General features: G+C 70.5%; 17 protein-coding genes. 11 read left to right on the top strand and 6 right to left on the bottom strand.

What is annotated here, in order from left to right:
- Positions 1–16: 16 nt before the first annotated feature.
- The 3 genes from ASC60_RS19495 (at position 17) to ASC60_RS19485 (ending at position 2,080) form a co-directional block, all read left to right on the top strand.
- Positions 17–613, top strand: coding sequence for a hypothetical protein (locus ASC60_RS19495; RefSeq protein ID WP_055552622.1), 597 nt, complete (start codon positions 17–19; stop codon positions 611–613).
- The gene (locus ASC60_RS19490) at positions 610–789 is read left to right on the top strand and encodes a hypothetical protein (protein WP_055552620.1); all 180 of its coding nucleotides are present in this window, start codon (positions 610–612) and stop codon (positions 787–789) included. The genes ASC60_RS19495 and ASC60_RS19490 overlap by 4 nt, the downstream gene beginning before the upstream one ends.
- 118 nt (positions 790–907) lie before the next feature.
- Entirely contained in the window at positions 908–2,080 is a 1,173-nt protein-coding gene (locus ASC60_RS19485) for a methyltransferase domain-containing protein (RefSeq protein ID WP_234357032.1), read from the top strand.
- Positions 2,081–2,117: 37 nt separating this feature from the next.
- On the opposite strand, the gene ASC60_RS19480 is transcribed toward ASC60_RS19485, so the two are convergent.
- From ASC60_RS19480 to ASC60_RS19465, 4 genes are all read right to left on the bottom strand, one after another.
- Positions 2,118–2,402: a hypothetical protein gene (locus ASC60_RS19480; protein ID WP_055553094.1), complete on the bottom strand. Its 285-nt coding sequence runs from the start codon at positions 2,400–2,402 to the stop codon at positions 2,118–2,120.
- Between the two features lie 91 nt (positions 2,403–2,493).
- A complete protein-coding gene (locus ASC60_RS19475) occupies positions 2,494–2,727 on the bottom strand; it encodes a hypothetical protein (protein WP_234357031.1) in 234 nt (77 codons plus the stop codon).
- Between the two features lie 226 nt (positions 2,728–2,953).
- Complete coding sequence (locus tag ASC60_RS19470) at positions 2,954–3,700, bottom strand: Clp protease N-terminal domain-containing protein (protein WP_199830996.1); 747 nt, start codon at positions 3,698–3,700, stop codon at positions 2,954–2,956.
- Between the two features lie 236 nt (positions 3,701–3,936).
- Positions 3,937–4,209 carry a hypothetical protein gene (locus ASC60_RS19465; RefSeq protein WP_055552616.1) on the bottom strand — a complete coding sequence of 91 codons (273 nt, stop codon included), beginning with the start codon at positions 4,207–4,209 and terminating at the stop codon, positions 3,937–3,939.
- On the opposite strand from ASC60_RS19465, the gene ASC60_RS19460 reads away from it, so the two are divergent.
- A complete protein-coding gene (locus ASC60_RS19460) occupies positions 4,208–5,845 on the top strand; it encodes a N,N-dimethylformamidase beta subunit family domain-containing protein (protein ID WP_370592941.1) in 1,638 nt (545 codons plus the stop codon). The genes ASC60_RS19465 and ASC60_RS19460 overlap by 2 nt on opposite strands.
- 152 nt (positions 5,846–5,997) lie before the next feature.
- On the opposite strand, the gene ASC60_RS19455 is transcribed toward ASC60_RS19460, so the two are convergent.
- Positions 5,998–8,892, bottom strand: coding sequence for a glycoside hydrolase family 48 protein (locus ASC60_RS19455; RefSeq protein ID WP_234357029.1), 2,895 nt, complete (start codon positions 8,890–8,892; stop codon positions 5,998–6,000).
- A gap of 357 nt (positions 8,893–9,249) precedes the next feature.
- Here ASC60_RS19455 and ASC60_RS19450 point away from each other — a divergent pair, with 357 nt between their 5' ends.
- Together ASC60_RS19450 and ASC60_RS19445 are read left to right on the top strand one after the other, a co-directional pair.
- On the top strand, positions 9,250–10,452 hold the full coding sequence (locus ASC60_RS19450) for a glycoside hydrolase family 5 protein (RefSeq protein WP_234357028.1): 1,203 nt from the start codon (positions 9,250–9,252) through the stop codon (positions 10,450–10,452).
- Entirely contained in the window at positions 10,452–11,867 is a 1,416-nt protein-coding gene (locus ASC60_RS19445; RefSeq protein WP_079038490.1) for a glycoside hydrolase family 6 protein, read from the top strand. The genes ASC60_RS19450 and ASC60_RS19445 overlap by 1 nt, the downstream gene beginning before the upstream one ends.
- A gap of 70 nt (positions 11,868–11,937) precedes the next feature.
- On the opposite strand, the gene ASC60_RS19440 is transcribed toward ASC60_RS19445, so the two are convergent.
- Entirely contained in the window at positions 11,938–12,984 is a 1,047-nt protein-coding gene (locus ASC60_RS19440) for a LacI family DNA-binding transcriptional regulator (RefSeq protein WP_055552610.1), read from the bottom strand.
- Between the two features lie 273 nt (positions 12,985–13,257).
- Between ASC60_RS19440 and ASC60_RS19435 the strand changes: the two genes are divergently transcribed.
- From ASC60_RS19435 to ASC60_RS19415, 5 genes are all read left to right on the top strand, one after another.
- On the top strand, positions 13,258–14,589 hold the full coding sequence (locus ASC60_RS19435) for an ABC transporter substrate-binding protein (protein ID WP_055552608.1): 1,332 nt from the start codon (positions 13,258–13,260) through the stop codon (positions 14,587–14,589).
- A gap of 7 nt (positions 14,590–14,596) precedes the next feature.
- The gene (locus ASC60_RS19430) at positions 14,597–15,622 is read left to right on the top strand and encodes a carbohydrate ABC transporter permease (protein ID WP_055552605.1); all 1,026 of its coding nucleotides are present in this window, start codon (positions 14,597–14,599) and stop codon (positions 15,620–15,622) included.
- 17 nt (positions 15,623–15,639) lie between these two features.
- Positions 15,640–16,554 carry a carbohydrate ABC transporter permease gene (locus ASC60_RS19425; RefSeq protein WP_055552603.1) on the top strand — a complete coding sequence of 305 codons (915 nt, stop codon included), beginning with the start codon at positions 15,640–15,642 and terminating at the stop codon, positions 16,552–16,554.
- A 133-nt stretch (positions 16,555–16,687) separates the two neighbouring features.
- Positions 16,688–18,094 (top strand): GH1 family beta-glucosidase, encoded by a 1,407-nt coding sequence (locus tag ASC60_RS19420; protein ID WP_055552602.1) that lies wholly within the window; start codon positions 16,688–16,690, stop codon positions 18,092–18,094.
- A gap of 167 nt (positions 18,095–18,261) precedes the next feature.
- Positions 18,262–19,860 (top strand): ubiquinol-cytochrome c reductase cytochrome b subunit, encoded by a 1,599-nt coding sequence (locus ASC60_RS19415; protein ID WP_055552599.1) that lies wholly within the window; start codon positions 18,262–18,264, stop codon positions 19,858–19,860.
- Positions 19,861–19,871 lie beyond the last annotated feature (11 nt).

The following is a 19,871-nucleotide window of genomic DNA, read 5'->3' as shown; positions in this document are numbered from 1 at the left end:
GTACATGGAGCCGACCATGAGGACCAACGCCCTGCCGTGGACACCGCCGAACACCGAGGACATCGAGGTGTTACCGGTGGGCGAATGGTGGGACGCCGTATCCGCACCCACAGCGGTAGCGGACCGCGCCCTTGGACTCCTCGGCCCGAACACCGGCGCCGTGATCCAGGACGACACCTACGGCAAGACGTACTGGCTGATCGGCATCGGCACCGCCCGCAGCTGGCACATCCGGCAGGTACGCGTCCTCACCGAACTCGCCGACGAGGGAACGCTCCTCGGCGTACCGCCCGCCTCCTGGACGACCGGCCACAGCACGTACTGGCGGGTGCCCTTCCGTATCGACCGCTGCCTCACCGACGTCCGGCAGCTGCACGAGGCCCTGGCCCAGGCCGTCAAGGACGTCCTCGGTCCCCACCCGGATGGCCGCCAGCTCTGCTACCGCTGCCAGCTGCCCACCGACGAGCCGGTACAGGTGAGCGTGGAGCACAGCGGCAGCGTCGCCAGCGCGACCGTCTACGTCTGCCCCACCCACGCCCGGGACTACCCGCACGACGCCGTGGCCCGGGCCGCCGCCCAGCGCCGCGCCCTTGACCGAGGCAGGACCCGATGACGAGCAGCCAGTCGGCCACCGACCTGTTCGCCGACGAGGCGTGGCGCGCGGCCATCGAGCACGCCGCAGGCTGCCCGGCCTGCCGCACGCCCGGCGCCGGATGCGAGATCGGAGAGCGACTGCTGCACGCCTACGAGGAGGCCACGCGCCAGGCCCGGGCGGACGGTGCGGGATGAGGCACCCCGTGGGGAAGCACGAGAAGCCGCCGCCGGACACGAGCCAGGGCAAGCCCCCGCCGGGCAATTCCGATGGGCAGGTGCCGCCGCCGCAGCCCGGGAACGGGACGCACCGGAAGTGACCGGTCAAGAGGAGCTGCGCGCCGCGCTGGACGCCGCCATGGACCAGCGCGGCGCGTGGCCCGGACGGTCCCCATGGATCCGTACCGCGGTCGCCGAAGTGCCGCGGCACGCCTTCGCGCCGGACCGGCTCTGGCGCTGGAATGGCCGGGCGTACGTGCCCATCGACCGCGGTACCGCCTTCGAGGCGTGGGCGGCCGAGGTGTACGGCTCTCCGGACACGGCCGCGGTCACCGAGATCAGCGGCGGCGCGCCGTCCTCCAGTCTGTCCGCGCAGGGGATCGTGGTCGACATGCTCGACCGCCTGCTCCTGGAGCCCGGCCACCGGGTGCTGGAACTGGGCACCGGCACCGGCTGGAACGCGGCGTTACTCGCCCGGCGGGCGGGCTCCGTGGTCAGCGTCGAGGCGGACAGCGAGCTGGCGGCGGCCGCGGCCGAGCGGCTCAAGCGGGCCGGTGCGGACGTGGACGTGCGGGTGGCCGACGGTGCCGACGGCTGGTCGGCGGGCGCGCCGTACGACCGGGTGATCGCCACCTATGCGGTCGACCGCATCCCGTGGGCCTGGGTCGAGCAGACCCGGCCTGGCGGCCGGATCGTCATCCCCTGGGGGCGGCTCGGGCACGTCGCGCTCACCGTCGCCGACGATGGCCGGTCGGCCAGCGGGTGGGTGCAGGGCCTGGCCACGTTCATGCCCGCCCGGGGAACGGACCTCGGTCGGCCCTTCGAGCGGGTACGGGGGGCCGCTCCGGGCGAGGACGAACGGCCGTTCACACGGGACCCGGCCCCCCTTCGCGACGACTGGCACCTGCGGTTCGCCCTGCGCGTCACCGTGCCGGACGTACAGATCACGACCGCCGAGGACGAGGACGGGCTGAACGCCTGGCTCCACGACGGCTCGGCGTCATGGGCGATGCTCGCCGCGATCGGCGACGGCACCACGGTCGCCCACCAAGGCGGGCCCCGGCGCCTGGCGGACGAGGTGGAGCGGGCTTGGGACTGGTGGCTGGCCGAGGGGCGCCCCGAGCTGTACGACTTCGGCCTGACGGTGACGCCTGACCGGCAGTACGCGTGGTGCCGGGACCCGGAGACGGGCCCACGCTGGTCGGCCACGTCACGCCCGCACGCCGCCGAGCAGGCGGCCGACCGCATCAGCGGTACCGCGAAGGGCTGACCTGACGGGGCAGGTCAGCCCTTCGTCGTGCCCGTACCTAGGCGGTGCCTGCCATCTGCCGCTGCCGTTCCCCGTCGGCGTGCGCCTTGCCCATCAGCGAGCCCTCTTCCTGCTCGTAGTGGGACAGCGCGAGGCCGAGGCCGAAGAGGGTGGGCGCCCACTCCCCGACGAAGATGCCCCACCGGTCGGCCCGGTCCAGGCCCCGGCCGGGCTCGGCGCGGAGCGAAGCACTCCACGTCAGCACGGACAGTCCGATGGAGGTGATGGCGGCGGTGTAGGCGTGCTCGCTGCGCAGGCCCATGTCGTGCAGCTTCTTGATCACGGCGGTGCTCCTTGGGGAGGTTCCCCCCTCCGGTCCCCCCTTGGGTGCCCAGGCTCGCGCGAGTGACACAGCCCGGACGCGCCTGCCGGGATCAGCCGTCGGCCGGGGCCGGGTGCCGTACGGCCCTCTTCACCGCGGACTCCAGTGCGGCGCGGCTGAGCCCCGCTTCCCGGGCGTGCTCGGTGACGGCGGCCTGCACGGTGACCGCGGCCTCGTACCAGTGCTTCCACTGGGTCTCGCGTTCGATGTCCGCGAGTCCGGTCAGCTTGGCGTGCTCGGCGTCCGCGGCCTGCTGGAGGGCGATGAGTCTGTCGGGGATGTCCACGGGTTGGATCATAAGTCCGACGCTTCGGGCGTATGTGCGTACCTCTCGGCCTACGCCGCCCGTACGACCCGTTCGGCTCTCATCACGCCTGGTCGGCCGATCGGCCGGCAGGCGCCCGGGACGCACAGGGGCCCGTGGCCCGTTGCCCGTGGGCCCCTCGCACCGAGGCCCCGGAGCCTGGAGCGCCGGGGCTCTGGTGGGGCGGGCGGCCCGGGAGGGGCTGGGGTCACACCTCCTCGGGGAAGGCCGCCTGGATCTGCTCCAGCATCCGGGCGAGGGCCGCCTCGACACCGGCCTTGTCGAGGCCGAGGTCCGCGAGGACGCCGGAGCCGTCCTCGTGTTCGAGGAGGGCCAGCAGGATGTGCTCGGTGCCGACGTAGTTGTGGCCCAGGCGCAGGGCCTCGCGGAAGGTGAGTTCGAGGACCTTCTTGGCGCCCGCGTCGAAGGGGACGAGCGCGGGCATGGAGTCGGCGGCGGGCGGGAGGGTGGCGGTGGCGGCCCGGCGGACGGCGTCCAGCTGGACGTCCTGGGCGAGGATCGCCTTGGCGGCCAGGCCCTCGGGCTCGGCCAGGAGGCCGAGGACGAGGTGGGCCGGGAGGATCTCGGCGTTGGTGGCGGCGCGGGCCTCGTTCTGGGCGGAGACCACCACGTTCCGGGCGCGCGGGGTGTAGCGGGTGAAGCCCTGGCCGGGGTCGAGGTCCGGCGCGGCGGAGCCCTTGGGGACGAAGCGCTTCTGGGCCGCCTGCCGGGTGACCCCCATGCACGTGCCGATGTCCGTCCAGGACGCGCCGGAGCGGCGGGCCTGGTCGACGAAGTGACCGATCAGGTGGTCGGCCACCTCGCCGAGGTGATCGGCGGCCAGGACGGCGTCGGTGAGCTGTTCGAGGGCGTCCGTGTGGACCTTCTTGATGGCCTCGATCAGGTCGTCGAGGCGTACGGGATTCGTCATGCGCTCGGGGTTCGAGTTCGTCATGCGTCAACTATGGGTTGACACTCCCGGGCGTGTCAACCTGTGGTTGACGATCGACAGTGTCCACTCCTCGCTGGTGGACACCGCTGCCGCGGTCGCCCGGCGGCGGGGCCTTCGCCTCCGCCCTGGGGGCCTGCCCCGGCCGTCCTCGCGGCGCTCGCCGCGCTCGCGGTGGCCGGGGCGCTGCTCGCCCGCCGCCCCGCCGGGCCGCGCGCCGAGAGGCGAACCGGCGGCGGCGCTCAGCGGGGATGCTCGCCCTTCGGGCGGTGGCGGGGCCACCACGGGGTCCAGGTGAACTTGTCGCCGCCGACCCAGCGGACCACATCCGGGTCGTCCAGGTCGATGTCGTCGAAGCCGAGCTGACGGGCGAGTCCGATGATGTCCAGGACCGAGTGCGCCTTGCCGACCAGTTCCCCCGCCACCTCCACCAGACGGTAGGGGGGTTCGCCCTCCTGGACGCCGAGCACCACCATCGTCGGCCGGGTGACGCGCGGGCTCTCGCTCTCGGTCATGGCTCCACGCTGCGGCCAGGGAGGCGTCCGCGCACCCCGCGAGACCCCGGACGGGCGACTCCGGCTCGCCCGCCGGCGGGCGGCCCCGGACGATGGGGCCGTGGACCGAAGGCACTTCCTCGGAGCCGCCGCCGGAGCGGCCGGGGCCACCGTGGCGGGCTGTGACGCGGACCGGAAGGAACGGCCCGCGCCCAGGGCCCGTGCCTCGCGCCGCGCGCGCGAGGCGGCCGAACGGGCCCGGCCCGGCAACCCCGACTGGCGCGTCCGGTCCCTCGGACCGGCCGCCGCGGTACAGGGGTACGCGGACCGGGTGAGCGTGGTGCCGGGCGAGGAGTTCGGGCTGTACGTATCGACGACGGCGCCCGGCTTCCGGGTCTCGGCCTACCGGGTCGGCTGGTACGGCGGGGCGCAGGCGCGGCTGGTGTGGCGCTCGGGGCGGGTCGCCGGAGTGCGGCAGGGCGCCTCGGACTTCATCACCGGCACCCGTACGGTCGTGGCGGGCTGGAGACGGTCCCTCACCGTCGACACCACCGGCTGGCCCGAGGGCGCGTACCTGCTGCGGCTGGACGCGGACCACGGCCATCAGCGGTACGTGCCGATGGTCGTCCGCTCCCGCCGGGCGCGCGGCCGGACGCTGCTGATGCACGCGGCGGCGACGTGGCAGGCGTACAACACATGGGGAGGGTTCAGCCTCTACCAGGGGCAGGACGGCGCGTACGGGACGCGTTCGCTGGCGGTGAGCTTCGACCGGCCGTACGCGGGCAACGGGGCCGAGAAGTTCCTGGTGTACGAGCGGGCGGCCGTGGTGCTCGCCGAGCGGCTGGGCATTCCGCTGGCGTACACCACCGGGGTGGACGTCGCCCTGGACCCGGACGTGCTCGACGGGGCGACGGCCGTGCTCTCCCTCGGCCATGACGAGTACTGGACGCCGGAGCAGCGGGCGCACCTCACGCGGGCGCGCGACGCCGGAACCAATCTGGCCTTCCTCGGCGCGAACGCCTGCTTCCGCCGCATCAGGCTCGCGCCGGGGCCGGACGGGGCGGCCGGGCGCACGGTGGTCTGCTACAAGACCGCCTATCGCGACGACCCCTATCTGGTCGCCCACCGCGACATGGCGACCACCGACTTCCGGCTGCCCCCGGCACCCGCTCCGGAGTCGTCGCTGCTCGGCGTGATGTACGAGGGCTATCCGACGGACGCGCCCTATGTCGTCCTGGAGGACGGCCACTGGCTGTTCGAGGGGACGGGGGTGGAGCGCGGTACCGCCTTCGACCACCTGGTGGGCGTGGAGTACGACCGGGTCACCCCGGGCGACCCCACCCCGGAGCCGCTGGAGATCATCGCGCACTCGCCGCTGGTCTGCCGGGGCAGGCACAGCCACTCCGACTCCGCGTACTACACCGTGGACAGCGGGGCGGGCGTCTTCGCGAGCGGGACGATGCGCTGGGTCGAGGCGCTGATGGCGGGGACCCGGGAGAACGGTCGCGACCACGGCATGGACGCCCGCACCCGCGCCTTCGTCACCCGCACCACCGAGAACCTGCTGCGCGCCTTCGCGGCGGGGCCCTGTGGGAAGACCCGGCCGCGGCCGAGGGACAACGTGCGCAGCGTGTACCGCGCGTCGGCCCCGGCCTGACGACCGCCGGGAGGCGCGGATCTTCGGTACGGCCGGGCAAGGGCCGAAGATCAGGTCCACGGGTGAGGGCGGTGCCGTTGTCCTCCCTGGGCTGAGGACGCGCGTGAGCGGCGGGCTCCCGGTTCCGGGAGACCCGCCGCTCACGGCGGTGGCTATTCGAAGAGTTCCGCGTACGAGCCCATCGCCAGGGCGATGTCCGCCTGGGCCCAGAAGCGGTGGTACGTGAAGCTCGGCACCGCGCCGCCCTTCAGGTACGCCTCGACCTTGGACCAGGCCGGGTCGTTCTTGTAGAAGGAGCGGATCGACAGGAAGGTGGAGCTGGAGTCGATCTTGTCTCCGTTGGGCATGGTGCCGGTCCAGCCGCTGGGCACGTAGACCGGGTCGTCGAAGCGGTTGTAGTCGGCGCGGGACTCGGGGACCGCGATGCCCAGCGCGTCCTGGTAGTGGTCCCACATGCCGTCCAGCAGCGCCTTGGCGGTGTTCTTCGCCGAGGTGTCACCGGACTTGGCGGCGTAGTAGGACAGCGTCTTGGCGTACGCGGCGGCCACGCCCACGTCGTTGGTGTAGTCGGCGACGGTGACGTGCAGGCCCGTGTTGGCGCCGGGGCTGGAGGCGTTCCAGGTGTCGGGCTGGCCGGACCACTGGAGGGTGGACGGGAACTGGTAGGTGCCGTCCGGGTTGATGGTGGTCTTGGACAGCGCCCACTTCACCCACTTGTCGAGCACGGTCTTGGCGCTCGCGTCGCCCGTCCGGTTGTAGTACTCGGCGACGCGTTCCATGGACCACGCCTGGAAGCCGAACCACTGGTTGGACGGCGGGTCGTGATAGACGGGCGCCTCGTCGTAGTACATGCCGTAGAAGGTGGACTTGCCCGCCGGCGGGGTGGCGTAGCGGCCCTGCCAGCTGTTGGTGGCGCCGCCCGCGATGGCGCCCTCGCTGGACTGGAGCCAGCGGTAGAACTCCAGCTGCCGCTTGAGGCTGGTGGACCAGTCGCTCGCGCCGGTCGTGGACTTGGGCTTGAGGTCGGCGTAGTTGCTCAGGGCCCAGGCCGCCATGGGGTTCTGGTAGCCGCCGTGGGCGTGGGAGGAGCCGATGCGCCAGGCCCAGCCCGCGGAGGTGTCGGTGGCGCCGCCCCAGGCGTAGTACCAGGAGAGCAGATAGCTGGAGCTGTTCTTGCCGCTGCCCGCCGGGCAGGTGGTCTCGCCGGCGCAGTTGCCGACCTTCTTGAAGTACTTGTCGTACATCGCGTAGCGCAGATAGTCGCCCATCTTGGCGGCCTTGGCGATGTTCGCGGAGATCTGGCCGCCCTTGCCCTGCGCCTTGGCCCACTCCGAGGCCCAGTAGGCGGCCTGGACGACACGGGCGTCGGCGTCGGGGGCGTTGGTGAACTTCCACTGCTTGGAGTACGAGGAGTCGCCGGTGAACAGGTCCAGGTAGCCGTTCTTGCCGCCGTACTTGAAGGCGTCACAGGTCGGCTGGGTCACGGTCTCCCAGACGGACTCCTGGGAGCCGCGCTGGAAGGTGTTGACGTAGGACGGGCCGGTGTCGGACGGGCCCGCCTCGCACTTGCCGGGCGCGTTGCCGTAGCCGTAGGTGTTGTCGACGTCCTGGATCCAGTGCATGCCGTAGATGTCGTCGGTGCCGTACGCGCTCTTCAGCTCGCCCGCGATGGGGTCCTGGCCCACGGGTACGTTGCCGTCGAGCTTCGACGGGTACTGCGAGGGCTGGTCCCACTCGGGCGCGTAGGTGGCGGGCTTGGAGGCGTTGTAGAAGCTGTTGGTCGGCTGGTCGGCGTGGGTGGGGATCATGTACTTCTCCATGGTGTCCCACGCGGAGTTGAACTTGGCCCAGTCGCCGGTGACCTTGCCGTACATCGCCTGGAGCCAGATCAGATAGCTGTACGCCTCGGACGTCGTCTCATGGCCCTGGTCGGGCGCCTCGACGATCAGGGTCTCCACCGAGTGGTACGGGATGCCCTCGGGCGAGAAGTAGCCCGCCGAGGGGGCGGTGATCTTGTTGTACAGCTCCAGGAAGCGGGCGTCGTACGTCTTCGCCGCGGCCAGCTGGGTGACGGTCACCTCGGCCTTGGTGTGGCCGGAGGCGGTCGCGGTGAAGGTCGCGGAGCCGGTGCCGGAGTCCGAGGCGGCAACCGTCACCTGCTGGGCGGTGTTCCAGTTGGCGGGGGTGAAGGTGAGGCTGTTGCCGGAGGAGACGGTCAGGCCCGTGTTGCCGGAGGTGCGGGCCACCGTGACCGTGACGTCGGCGGACGGCTTGGTGGACAGCCGGAGGCCGAAGGTGCCGGTCTTGCCCTGCTCCACGCCGAGCTGGGTGGGGCTGGCGACCAGCGCCGGACCGGCCGCGACATGGATGCCGACGGGGCTGGACTCGGCGGACGCGCCCTGGCTGTCGTAGGCCTTGGCGTACAGCGAGAGGTCGCCCGCCGGGACGTCCGTGTAGTCGAAGCTGTACGGGGAGGTGGTGTCGGTGCCCAGCAGCTTGGTGTCGCTGTAGAACTCGACCTTGGTGACGGTCGCGCCGTCGGCGGCCGCGGCGGTGGCCGCCATCGGCACGGTGCCGCCCGTCGTGTAGACGGCGCCCGGGGAGGGGCTGGTGAGGACGGTGATCGGCGGCTGGTGGGCGCCGCGGCAGGTGACGCCGTTGACGGCGAAGGAGGTGGGCGCGGCGTTGGTGCCGCTGTAGCTGAACTGGGCGCCGGTGGTGACGTTGCCGCCGGCCGCGATGGTCGCGTTGTGGGCCGCGTTCTTGACGGTGACGGTCTTGCCGGACTGCGACCAGGTGCCGTTCCAGCCGTTGCCGAGCTTCTGGCTGCCCGCGTAGTCGTAGGTCAGGGTCCAGCCGTCGATGGCCTCGGTGCCGGGGTTGGAGATGGTGAGATCGGCGGTGAAGCCGGAGCCCCAGTCGTTGGTCTTGTAGTCGACGTTGCACTGCACGGCGGCGTCGGCATGGGCGGGGGCGGCCCCACCGGCGGCGGTCATGGCCACGGGCAGCGCGAGGGCTGCTGCCAGCGCGGTCACCAGCCGTCTCATCCGCCGACGCGCTCCTGACAAGGGTGAGCCTCGCTGTACGCGCATGGGGGTCCTCCACGCGGGTTCGGAAATGAGGGGGGATGTGCGAACCAGTGGGAGCGCTCCCAAGCGTCGGTTCCCTCTGAGGAAGTGTCAAGTCTTTGAACAAGATGGGCCGGTCGAGCGTCCCCGACCGATAAATCTGTGAACGCCTCTGTTGACATGTACGCCTCTGGCGCTACCGTCAGCTCAACCAGTGGGAGCGGTTCCAGCAGTCAGCGCCGCACGGGACGGCGCGTGCACCCGAGGAGTCGCTCCATGCGAGCACCACCGCGCCTTTACGCCTTGGCGGCCGCCGTGTCTCTCACTCTCGCGGGCATGGCGGGCACCGCCGCCGCGGCGCCCACGATGCCCGGCGCGTCCACCGCGGCCTGCACCGTGGCGTACACCGCCACCGGCCAGTGGGACCCGGCGCCCTCCGCGTTCAGACTCAACGGCGAGGCGTGCGACGGCGGCTCCGGCCCGACGGACCCCACCGACCCGGCCGGCCCCCCGCCGGACCAGGACGGCACACCGCCGAAGCTGCGCGTCGCGGGCAACACGTTCGTGGACGAGAACGGGGCCACCCGGCGGCTCCTGGGCGTCAACCGCTCGGGGGGTGAGTTCATGTGCGTCCAGGGCCGGGGCATCTTCGACGGGCCGGTGGACGACGCGTCCGTCAAGGCCATCGCGGGCTGGAAGGCGAACGCGGTCCGCGTCCCCCTCAACGAGGAGTGCTGGCTCGGTCTGTCGAACATCGGCTCCGCGTACCGCGGCGCCACGTACATCAACGCGGTCAAGGAGTTCGTGACCCGGCTGGAGGCCCATGGCATCACGCCGATCCTCGAACTCCACTGGAGTCACGGTAAATACACCGGCGGCGACGCCCACTGCCCGGACACCGAGTACGCCACCTGCCAGAAGCCGATGCCGGACGCCCAGTACACCCCGGCGTTCTGGTCCTCGGTCGCCCAGACCTTCAAGGGCGACCAGGCCGTGGTCTTCGACCTGTTCAACGAGCCCTTCCCGGACCGCGCCACCTCGGACCTCACGGCGGCGTGGAAGTGCTGGCGGGACGGTGGCAGCTGCCCCGGCATCGACTACCCGGTCGCCGGCACGCAGAGCATGGTGACCGCGATACGGAACACCGGCGCCCGCAACGTGATCCTGCTCGGCGGCCTCGCCTACTCCAACGACATGCGCCAGTGGCTGACGTACAAGCCGAGCGACCCGGCGGGCAACCTCGCCGCCGCCTGGCACACGTACAACTTCAACACCTGCTCCAGCGAGAGCTGCTTCGACGAGCAGCTGGCCCCGGTGATCGCCCAAGTGCCCCTCGTGGCGGGTGAGATCGGCGAGAACACCTGCTCACACGGCTACATCGACCGCGTCATGGCCTGGCTGGACACCAAGCGCGCCTCGTACCTCGGCTGGACCTGGAACACCTGGGACTGCTCCTTTGGCCCCTCCCTCATCAGCGACTTCAACGGCACCCCGACCGCTTTCGGCGTCGGACTCCGCGATCACCTGAAAGGACTGTGATGAGCCGCATCAGCTCACCTCCCCCACCCTCCCGCAAGCCCCGCACCCACACCCACACCCGCGCGGCCGCGTTCGCGGGCGGCGCGCTGCTGGCCGCCACCGCCCTGACCGTCGGATCGCTCGCGGGCACCGCCACCGCGCAGCCGTCCGCGGCGGCCGCCAAGGTCGACAACCCGTACGCGGGCGCCAAGGTGTACGTCAACCCGGAGTGGTCCGCCAACGCCGCCGCCGAGCCCGGCGGCTCCAAGGTCTCCAACCAGCCCACCGGCATCTGGCTGGACCGGATCGCCGCGATCAACGGAGCGGGCGGCAAGATGGGACTGCGCGCCCACCTCGACCGCGCCCTGTCGCAGTCGGGCGGCTCGCCGACCGTGGTCCAGCTCGTCGTCTACGACCTGCCCGGGCGCGACTGCTCGGCGCTCGCGTCCAACGGCGAAATCGGCCCGACGGAGATCGACAAGTACAAGACGCAGTTCATCGACCCGATCGCGTCGATCCTGGGCGAGTCGAAGTACGCCAACTCCAACCTGCGGATCGTCACCACCGTAGAGATCGACTCGCTGCCGAACCTGGTCACCAACACCGGCGGGCGGGCGACCGCCACGCCCGAGTGCGACACCATGAAAGCCAACGGCAACTATGTGAAGGGCGTCGGCTACGCGCTCAACAAGCTGGGCGCCATCGGCAACGTCTACAACTACGTGGACGCCGGTCACCACGGCTGGCTCGGCTGGGACGACAACTTCAACCCGAGCGCCCAAATCATCAAGCAGGCCGCGACCGCCGAGGGCAGCACGGTCGACAAGGTGGCCGGCATCATCGTCAACACCGCCAACTACAGCGCCCTGAAGGAAGACAACTTCACGGTCAACGACAGCGTCAACGGCACGACGGTCCGCCAGTCCAAGTGGGTGGACTGGAACCGCTACGTGGACGAGCTGTCCTTCGCCCAGGCCTTCCGCCAGGAAATGGTGAACGTCGGCTTCCCGTCGAACATCGGCGCGCTCATCGACACCTCCCGCAACGGCTGGGGCGGCGCCGCCCGCCCCTCCGGCCCGGGCGCCAAGACCACTGTCGACACCTACGTCGAGGGTGGACGGTACGACCGCCGCATCCACGTCGGCAACTGGTGCAACCAGTCCGGAGCCGGGCTCGGTGAGCGGCCCAAGGCATCACCCGCCGCCGGGATCGACGCGTACGTGTGGATGAAGCCTCCGGGCGAGTCGGACGGCGCCAGCTCCCAGGTCCCGAACGACGAGGGCAAGGGCTTCGACCGGATGTGCGACCCGACGTACACGGGCAACGCGCGCAACGGCAACAACATGTCCGGCGCGCTGCCGAACGCGCCGCTGTCGGGCCACTGGTTCTCGGCCCAGTTCCAGCAGCTGCTGAAGAACGCCTACCCGGCGCTGTAAACCCCCTCCGACGGCCGTCCCCCAGCGGGGCCGGTGGGCCGCACCCAGCGGTCCACCGGCCCTTCCGCGTTCATGACGACCCGCGGCGCACCAGCTGGGTCGGCAGCACCACCTGCGGGCGCTTGGAGAGGCGCTCCATGGGGCCTTCGATCTCCTCCAGCAGCACCCGCACCATCGCCCGGCCCATCTCCTCCGTCGCCTGCCGGACGCTGGTGAGCGGCGGGTCCATGTGGCGGGCGACGGCGGAGTCCTCGAAGCCGACCAGCGCGACGTCGTCCGGGACGCGCCGCCCGGACTCGCGCAGCACCTGGCGGGCGCCCGCGGCCATGACGTCCGAGGCGGCGAAGACGGCGTCCAGGCCGGGCCGCAGCTCCAGCAGCCGGCGCATCGCCCGGCGGCCGCCCTCCTCGGTGAAGTCGGCGGCGGCCACCAGCTCCGGTTCCGGCTCCCGGCCCGCCGCCCGGACCGCGGCGCGGTAGCCGTCCAGGCGGCACTGGGCGACGTACATGTCCAGCGGTCCGGTGATGGTGGCGACGGTGGTGCGGCCGCGCCCGATGAGATGCTCCACCGCGGACTGCGCGCCGCCGGTGTTGTCCGAGTCGACGTAGGGCACCGACTCGTGCGCCGAGCGGCGCCCGCTGAGGACCGCGGGCATCTCGATGCGCTCCAGCAGATCCGGAAGCGGATCGTCCGCGTGGACGGACACCAGCAGGACGCCGTCGACCCGGTGCGCCGAGAGGTAGTCGGCGAAGCGCTGGCGCTCCTTGGGGGTGCGGATGAGGGTCAGCAGCAGCTGCAGATCGGTGTCGGCCAGCTCGGCCCCGACGCCGCGGATGATGTCCGAGAAGTACGGCTCGGCGAACAGCCGGGTCTCGGGCTCGGGTATGACGAGCGCGACGGCGTCGGCCCGGTTGGCGGCCAGCGCGCGGGCCACCCGGTTGGGTACGTAGCCGAGTTCGGCGACGGCCTGCTCGACGGCCGTACGGGTGCGGTCGCTGACCCTCGGCGAACCGTTGATCACCCGGGAGACGGTGCCGCGGCCGACGCCGGCGCGGGCCGCCACCTCCTCGAGCGTGGGCCTGCCGCGCCCCGCGCCATGCCGCCGGGTTCTTGCCATCTCGCGCCTCCAGCCTCCGTACCAGCAGATCCACCCATATGGGCGGCTGCGGTGACATTCAACAGCAGTGTGGTTTCCGGAAGTTGTCCCGCGCTGTCCCTTGACACTCCGACGGGGAGCCGCGACCCTTCAACACATCAACCTGGGAGCGCTCCCACGGTACCTGAGTCATACACAACCCGCACACTGCCCGCCCGTGCCGATGCATCTCAAAGACCCATGGAATCCCCCTTTTTGGCCGGGAGCGGTACGTCAGGGCGCTAGGAGGACGGAATGCGCAGGATCACTGGTACGTACCGTGGCAGAGCGGTGGCTCTCGCGGCCATCGCCGCGTTAGGGGCCGGACTGCTCAGCGGATGCGCCGACGACGGCGACGACGGCGACAACTCGTCCGGCGGCGGAGACAGCAAGGGCAAGACGGTCGTCACCGTCGGCACGTACGGCGTCATGGGTTTCAAACAGGCCGGGCTCTATGCCGAGTACATGAAGCAGCACCCGAATATCAAGATCGAAGAGAACGTGATCGACCCGGCCTCGAACTACTACCCGCAGCTGCTCACCCATCTCGGTTCGGGCAGTGGACTCGCCGACATCCAGGCGGTCGAGGTGGGCAACATCAATGAGGTCACCACCACCCAGGCCGATAAGTTCGTTGATCTTTCGAAAGCGGAAGGCGTCAAAAAGGAGAACTTCCTCGACTGGAAGTGGGCGCAGGCCACCGCCAAGGACGGAAAGACGATCGGCCTCGGCACGGACGTGGGCCCGATGGCGATCTGCTACCGCAAGGACCTCTTCCAGCAGGCCGGGCTCCCGGCCGACCGTGACGCGGTCTCCCAGCTCTGGGCGGGCGACTGGCAGAAGTACCTCGACGCCGGCAAGGACTACGCGAAGAAGGCACCGGGCGGGGCCGCGTTCCTGGACTCGGCCGGCGGACTGTTCAACGCGGCGGTCTCCGGAAGTTCGGAGGTCTATTACGACAAGAGCGGGAAGCCCATCTACAAGGACAGCCCGGCCGTCAAGAAGGCGTGGAAGCTGGCGACCGACGCGTCCGCGTCCAAACTCTCCGCCAAGCTGCAGGAGTTCACCAAGCCCTGGCAGCAGGCGCTCGCCAACGGCAAGTTCGCCACCGTCTCCTGCCCGGCCTGGATGCTCGGCCAGATCAAGGAGTACGCCGGGGACAAGTACAAGGGCAAGTGGGACGTCGCCGCCGCGCCCAAGCCCGCCAACTGGGGCGGCTCCTTCCTCTCGGTGCCGCAGGCGGCGCAGCACAAGGACGAGGCGGTCAAGCTCGCCACCTGGCTGACCGCGCCCGAGCAGCAGGCCACCCTCTTCGAGAAGCAGGCGAGCTTCCCCAGCGCCCAGGCCGCGTACAACCTGCCCCAGGTGGGCGGCGCCACGCTCCCGTACTTCGACAACGCGCCCATCGGCAAGATCTTCTCCAAGGCGGCGAAGGAAAGCCCGACGCAGGTCCTGGGCCCGAAGGACGCCGTCATCAAGCAGAACTTCACCGATGTCGGCCTGCTCCAGGTCGAGCAGCAGGGCAAGTCCGCCGACGAAGGCTGGAAGGCCGCGATCAAGACGAACGACAACGCGCTGGACCAGTGACCCGGACATGACCGCACCTTCCGGTTTCACCCCTGATACGGCCGCGCCCCCCGCAGGGCAGGGGGGCGCGGCCCCGCGCGCCGCGACCACGACGGCCCCCGATCCGGCCGAGCAGCGGCGCCGCGACCGGCGCAGCCGCCGCTACCGCTGGGATCTGCGATGGAGCCCGTACGCCTTCGTCGCCCCCTTCTTCATCTTCTTCGCCGCCTTCGGCCTCTTCCCCCTGCTCTACACGGGGTGGGCCTCGCTGCACCAGGTGGAGCTCACCGACCCCACCCACATGGAGTGGGCGGGGTGGCACAACTACTCCCGGCTGTGGGAGGACGAGTTCTTCTGGAAAGCGCTGCGGAACACCTTCACCATCGGGGTGATCTCCACCGTTCCCCAGCTGCTGATGGCCCTCGGGGTCGCGCATCTGCTCAACTACCGGCTGCGCGCCTCGATGTTCTTCCGGGTGGCGATCCTCACCCCGTACGCCACCTCCGTCGCCGCCGCCACGCTGGTGTTCGCGCTGCTCTTCGGGCGTGACTACGGCATGGTCAACTGGTCTCTGGGGCTGGTCGGCCTGGACGGCATCGACTGGCAGAACGGCTCCTGGACCTCGCAGATCGCGGTCTCCACGATCGTCATCTGGCGGTGGACCGGCTACAACGCGCTGATCTACCTGGCCGCCATGCAGGCCGTGCCGAACGATCTGTACGAGTCGGCGGCGCTGGACGGGGCGTCGCGCTGGGAGCAGTTCCTGCATGTCACCGTCCCGTCGCTGCGGCCCACCATCCTCTTCACGGTCGTCGTCTCCACGATCGGGGCCACTCAGCTCTTCGGTGAGCCACTGCTGTTCAACACCGCCGGGACGGCCACCGGCGGCGCCGATCACCAGTACCAGACGCTCGGCCTGTACATGTACGAGCAGGGCTGGGTGAACCTCCACCTGGGCCGGGCCTCCGCCATCGCCTGGACGATGTTCCTGATCCTGCTGCTGATCGCCGCGGCCAACGCGCTGTTCGCGCGACGGCTGCGGAAGAGCCAGTGAGGGAGACGAGGAGAACCATGAGCACCACTGTCCCTTCCCGGCAGACACGCGATCCGGCAGCTCCCGCGCGCACCGCTGCGCGGGGCGGAAGGGGCCGCGGCCGAGCGGGCAGGCAGCTGCACGGGGGCAGGATCACCTACGCCGTGCTGATCCTGCTCACCGTCGGCTCGCTCTTCCCGCTGGTGTGGACCGCCATCGCCGCCTCCCGCACCAACACCCGGCTGGCCCAGACACCCCCTCCCCTGTGGTTCGGCGGCAACCTCCTCAACAACCTGGACAAGGCGTGGAACGGCGCCAACATGGGCACCGCGCTGCTCAACACGACGGTGGTGGCGGGCACGGTCGCGGCGTCGACCGTACTGTTCTCGACCATCGCGGGCTTCGCCTTCGCCAAGCTGCGCTTCCGCTTCAAGAACGTCCTGCTGATGCTCACCATCGGGACGATGATGGTGCCGCCCCAGCTGAGCGTGGTGCCGCTGTACATGATGGTGGCCAAGCTGGAGTGGACCGACCAGCTCCAGGCAGTCATCGTGCCGACGCTCGTCAGCGCCTTCGGGGTCTTCTTCATGCGGCAGTACCTCTCCCAGGCGCTGCCGACCGAGCTGATCGAGGCGGGGCGGATGGACGGGGCGAGCAGCTTGCGGGTCATCTGGCACATCGTCTTCCCGGCCGCGCGTCCGGCGATGGCGGTGCTGGGGATGCTCACCTTCGTCCAGTCGTGGAACGACTTCTTCTGGCCGTTCATCGCGCTCACGCAGAACGGCAACCCGACCATGCAGGTGGCGTTGACCGGTCTGAGCCGTGGGTATACCCCCGATCAATCACTGATCATGGCGGGGGCGCTGCTCGGCACCCTGCCGCTGCTGATCGCGTTCGTGCTCTTCGGCAAGCAGATCGTGGGAGGCATCATGCAGGGCGCGGTCAAGGGCTGAGCCCGGACCGCCCGCCCGCACCGCCCGCACCGGGCGGAGCGGGCGGACCGCCCGCACCGCCCCGTCCGCCCGCTCCGATTCGTCTCCCTCTCCCCTCCCTCCCCGCACCTCGACCTCGTATGGGAGCGCTTCCATGACCCTTTCCTTCCCGCCCGGATTCCTGTGGGGCGCGGCCACCGCCGCCTATCAGGTCGAGGGTGCCGCGCAGGAGGACGGCCGCACCCCGTCCATCTGGGACACCTTCAGCCACACCCCCGGCAAGGTGCTCGGCGGCGACACCGGCGATGTCGCGGCCGACCACTACCACCGCTTCCGCGACGACATCCGGCTCATGTCCGACCTCAACCTCGGGGCCTACCGCTTCTCCGTCTCCTGGTCCCGCGTCCAGCCCACCGGCCGCGGACCCGCCGTACAGCGCGGGCTGGACTTCTACCGCGGCCTGGTCGACGAGCTGCTGTCCGCCGGGATCCAGCCGGTGCTGACCCTCTACCACTGGGACCTCCCCCAGGAGCTGGAGAACACCGGGGGCTGGCCGGAACGCGAGACGGCCGAGCGGTTCGCCGAGTACGCCGGGATCGTCGCGGAGGCGCTGGGCGACCGCGTCGAGTACTGGACCACCCTCAACGAGCCGTGGTGCAGCGCCTTCCTCGGCTACGGCTCCGGGGTGCACGCCCCGGGCCGCACCGAGCGGCTGGCCCCGCTGCGCGCCGCCCACCACCTCAACCTGGCCCATGGCCTCGGCGCCCAGGCGCTGCGGGCCGCCCTCCCGGCCCGCGCCCAGGTCGCCATCAGCCTCAACCCGGCCGTGGTCCGCCCGCTCACCCAGGACCCCGCCGACCTGGACGCTCAGCGCCGGATCGACGCGCTGGCCAACCGGGTGTTCAGCGGGCCGCTGCTGCGCGGCGCCTATCCGAGCGACCTGATCGAGGACACGGCGGCCATCACCGACTGGTCCTTCGTCCGCGACGGCGACCTGGCCGTCATCAAGCACCCCCTCGACGCGCTGGGCATCAACTACTACACGCCCTCCTTGGTATCAGCCCCCACCGACAACGGGGACCGGCCCGCCCGGCACGACGGCCACGGGGCCAGCGACCACTCCCCCTGGCCGGGCTCGGAGCAGGTCGCCTTCCACCAGTCGCCGGGCGAGCGCACCGAGATGGGCTGGGCCGTCGACCCGACGGGACTGTACGACCTGCTGATGCGCTACACCCGGGAGGCGCCGGGCGTACCGCTGTACATCACCGAGAACGGCGCCGCGTACGACGACAAGCCGGACGCGGACGGCCAGGTCCACGACCCGGAGCGGATCGACTACGTGCGCGCCCACCTGGCCACCGCCCACCGGGCCATCGCGGACGGCGCCGATCTGCGCGGCTACTTCCTGTGGTCGCTGATGGACAACTTCGAATGGGGATACGGCTACAGCAAGCGCTTCGGCGCGGTCTACGTCGACTACCCGACCCAGGCCCGCATCCCCAAGGCCAGCGCGCGCTGGTACGCGGATGTCGCCCGCACCGGAGAACTGCCGGAGGCGTAACCGATCCGGGCCGGGGAAAAGACCGCGGCTCCGCCCGACCTGGGGGGCGGGCGGAGCCGCGCCTTTCGCCCCGTTCGCAACCGGGATTCCCCCGAACGGGTCACGGCGTGGTCCACACGCCCGGCCGACGGAGCGGACGGCGGACGGGGCTGGTAAATGCATGAGATATGAGCGACACAAAGGGCGAGGCACTCGCCGGGTGGTTCGACGGGCGGGTCGGCCTCTTCAAGATGGCCAAGGCCAACCTGCGGAAGGTCTTCCCCGACCACTGGTCCTTCCTGATCGGTGAGATCGCCCTGTACACGTTCGTCATCATCATTCTGACGGGCGTCTATCTGACCTTGTTCTTCGAGCCCGCCATGAACGAGGTCGTCTACCGCGGTTCGTACGCGCCGCTCAACGGCATCCGCATGTCCCAGGCGTTCGCGTCCACGATGGACATCAGCTTCGACGTGCGCGGCGGCCTGCTGATCCGGCAGATCCACCACTGGGCGGCCGTGGTCTTCATCGCGAGCATGCTCGCCCACATGATGCGCACGTTCTTCAACGGCGTCTTCCGCAAACCGCGCGAAATCAACTGGCTCTCCGGCGCCGGACTGCTGATTCTCGGCATGTTCGACGGCTTCATGGGCTATTCGCTCCCCGATGACCTGCTGTCCGGCACCGGGCTGCGCTTCATGGAGGGCGCGATGCTGTCGGTTCCGATCGTCGGCACGTATCTGTCGTTCTTCTTCTTCGGCGGGCAGTTCCCCGGGACGATCATCGTCTCCCGGCTCTTCACCCTCCATGTGCTGCTCATCCCCGGTATCATGCTCGGCCTGCTGGCCGTCCACATGATTCTGCTCGTCTATCACAAGCACACCCATCACCCGGGCCCCGGCAAGAAGAACATGAATATCGTGGGTCCGCCGCTGTGGCCGGTCTATGTCGCCAAATCCGGCGGATTCTTCTTCCTCGTCTTCGGAATCATGACCCTGATGGCGGGCATCGCCCAGATCAATCCGATCTGGATGTACGGCCCCTACCGGCCCGACCAGGTCTCCACCGACGCTCAGCCCGACTGGTACATGGGCTACTCCGAAGGGCTGATCCGGCTGATGCCGGGCTGGGAGATCCATCTGTGGGGCCACACCCTGGTCCTCGGCGTCTTCATCCCCCTCGTGATCTTCCCGGCGGTGCTGCTGATCATCTGGCTCTACCCGTTCCTCGAAGCGTGGATCACCGGCGACAAGCGCGAACACCATCTGAACCAGCGCCCGCGCAACGCCCCCACCCGCACCGCCTTCGGCGCCGCCTGGATCGGCCTCTACGCGGTCCTGCTGATCGGCGGCGGCAACGACCTCATCGCGACCCACTTCCATCTGTCGATCAACGCGATCACCTGGGCCTGCCGGATCGGCTTCTTCGTGGTGCCGGCCGTGGTGTTCGCCGCCACCCGGCGGATCTGTCTCGGGCTGCAGCGGCGCGACCGGAACACGGTGCTGCACGGCCGCGAGTCCGGCGTCATCCAGCGGCTGCCGCACGGCGAGTACATCGAGGTGCACGAGCCGCTGTCACCGGGCGAGCGGTACACCCTGATGGCCGACGAACAGTACGAGCCCCTGGAACTGCCGCCGGCGGTGGACGAGGCCGGGGTCGAACGGAAGCTGTCCCGCTCGGTGCGGCTGCGGACGCGGCTGTCCCGCTTCTACTTCGGCGACCGCGGCCAGATCGCCAAGCCGACGGCCGAGGAGTACCGGGAGCACCAGGAGACCCCGCACCACTAGGGAGTGTGGGC

The organism is Streptomyces sp. NBRC 110028 (assembly GCF_001417735.1).
Taxonomy (GTDB): domain Bacteria; phylum Actinomycetota; class Actinomycetes; order Streptomycetales; family Streptomycetaceae; genus Streptomyces.
The sequence above is the reverse complement of the archived record's forward strand: the minus strand, read 5'-3'. Positions and strand labels throughout refer to the sequence as shown.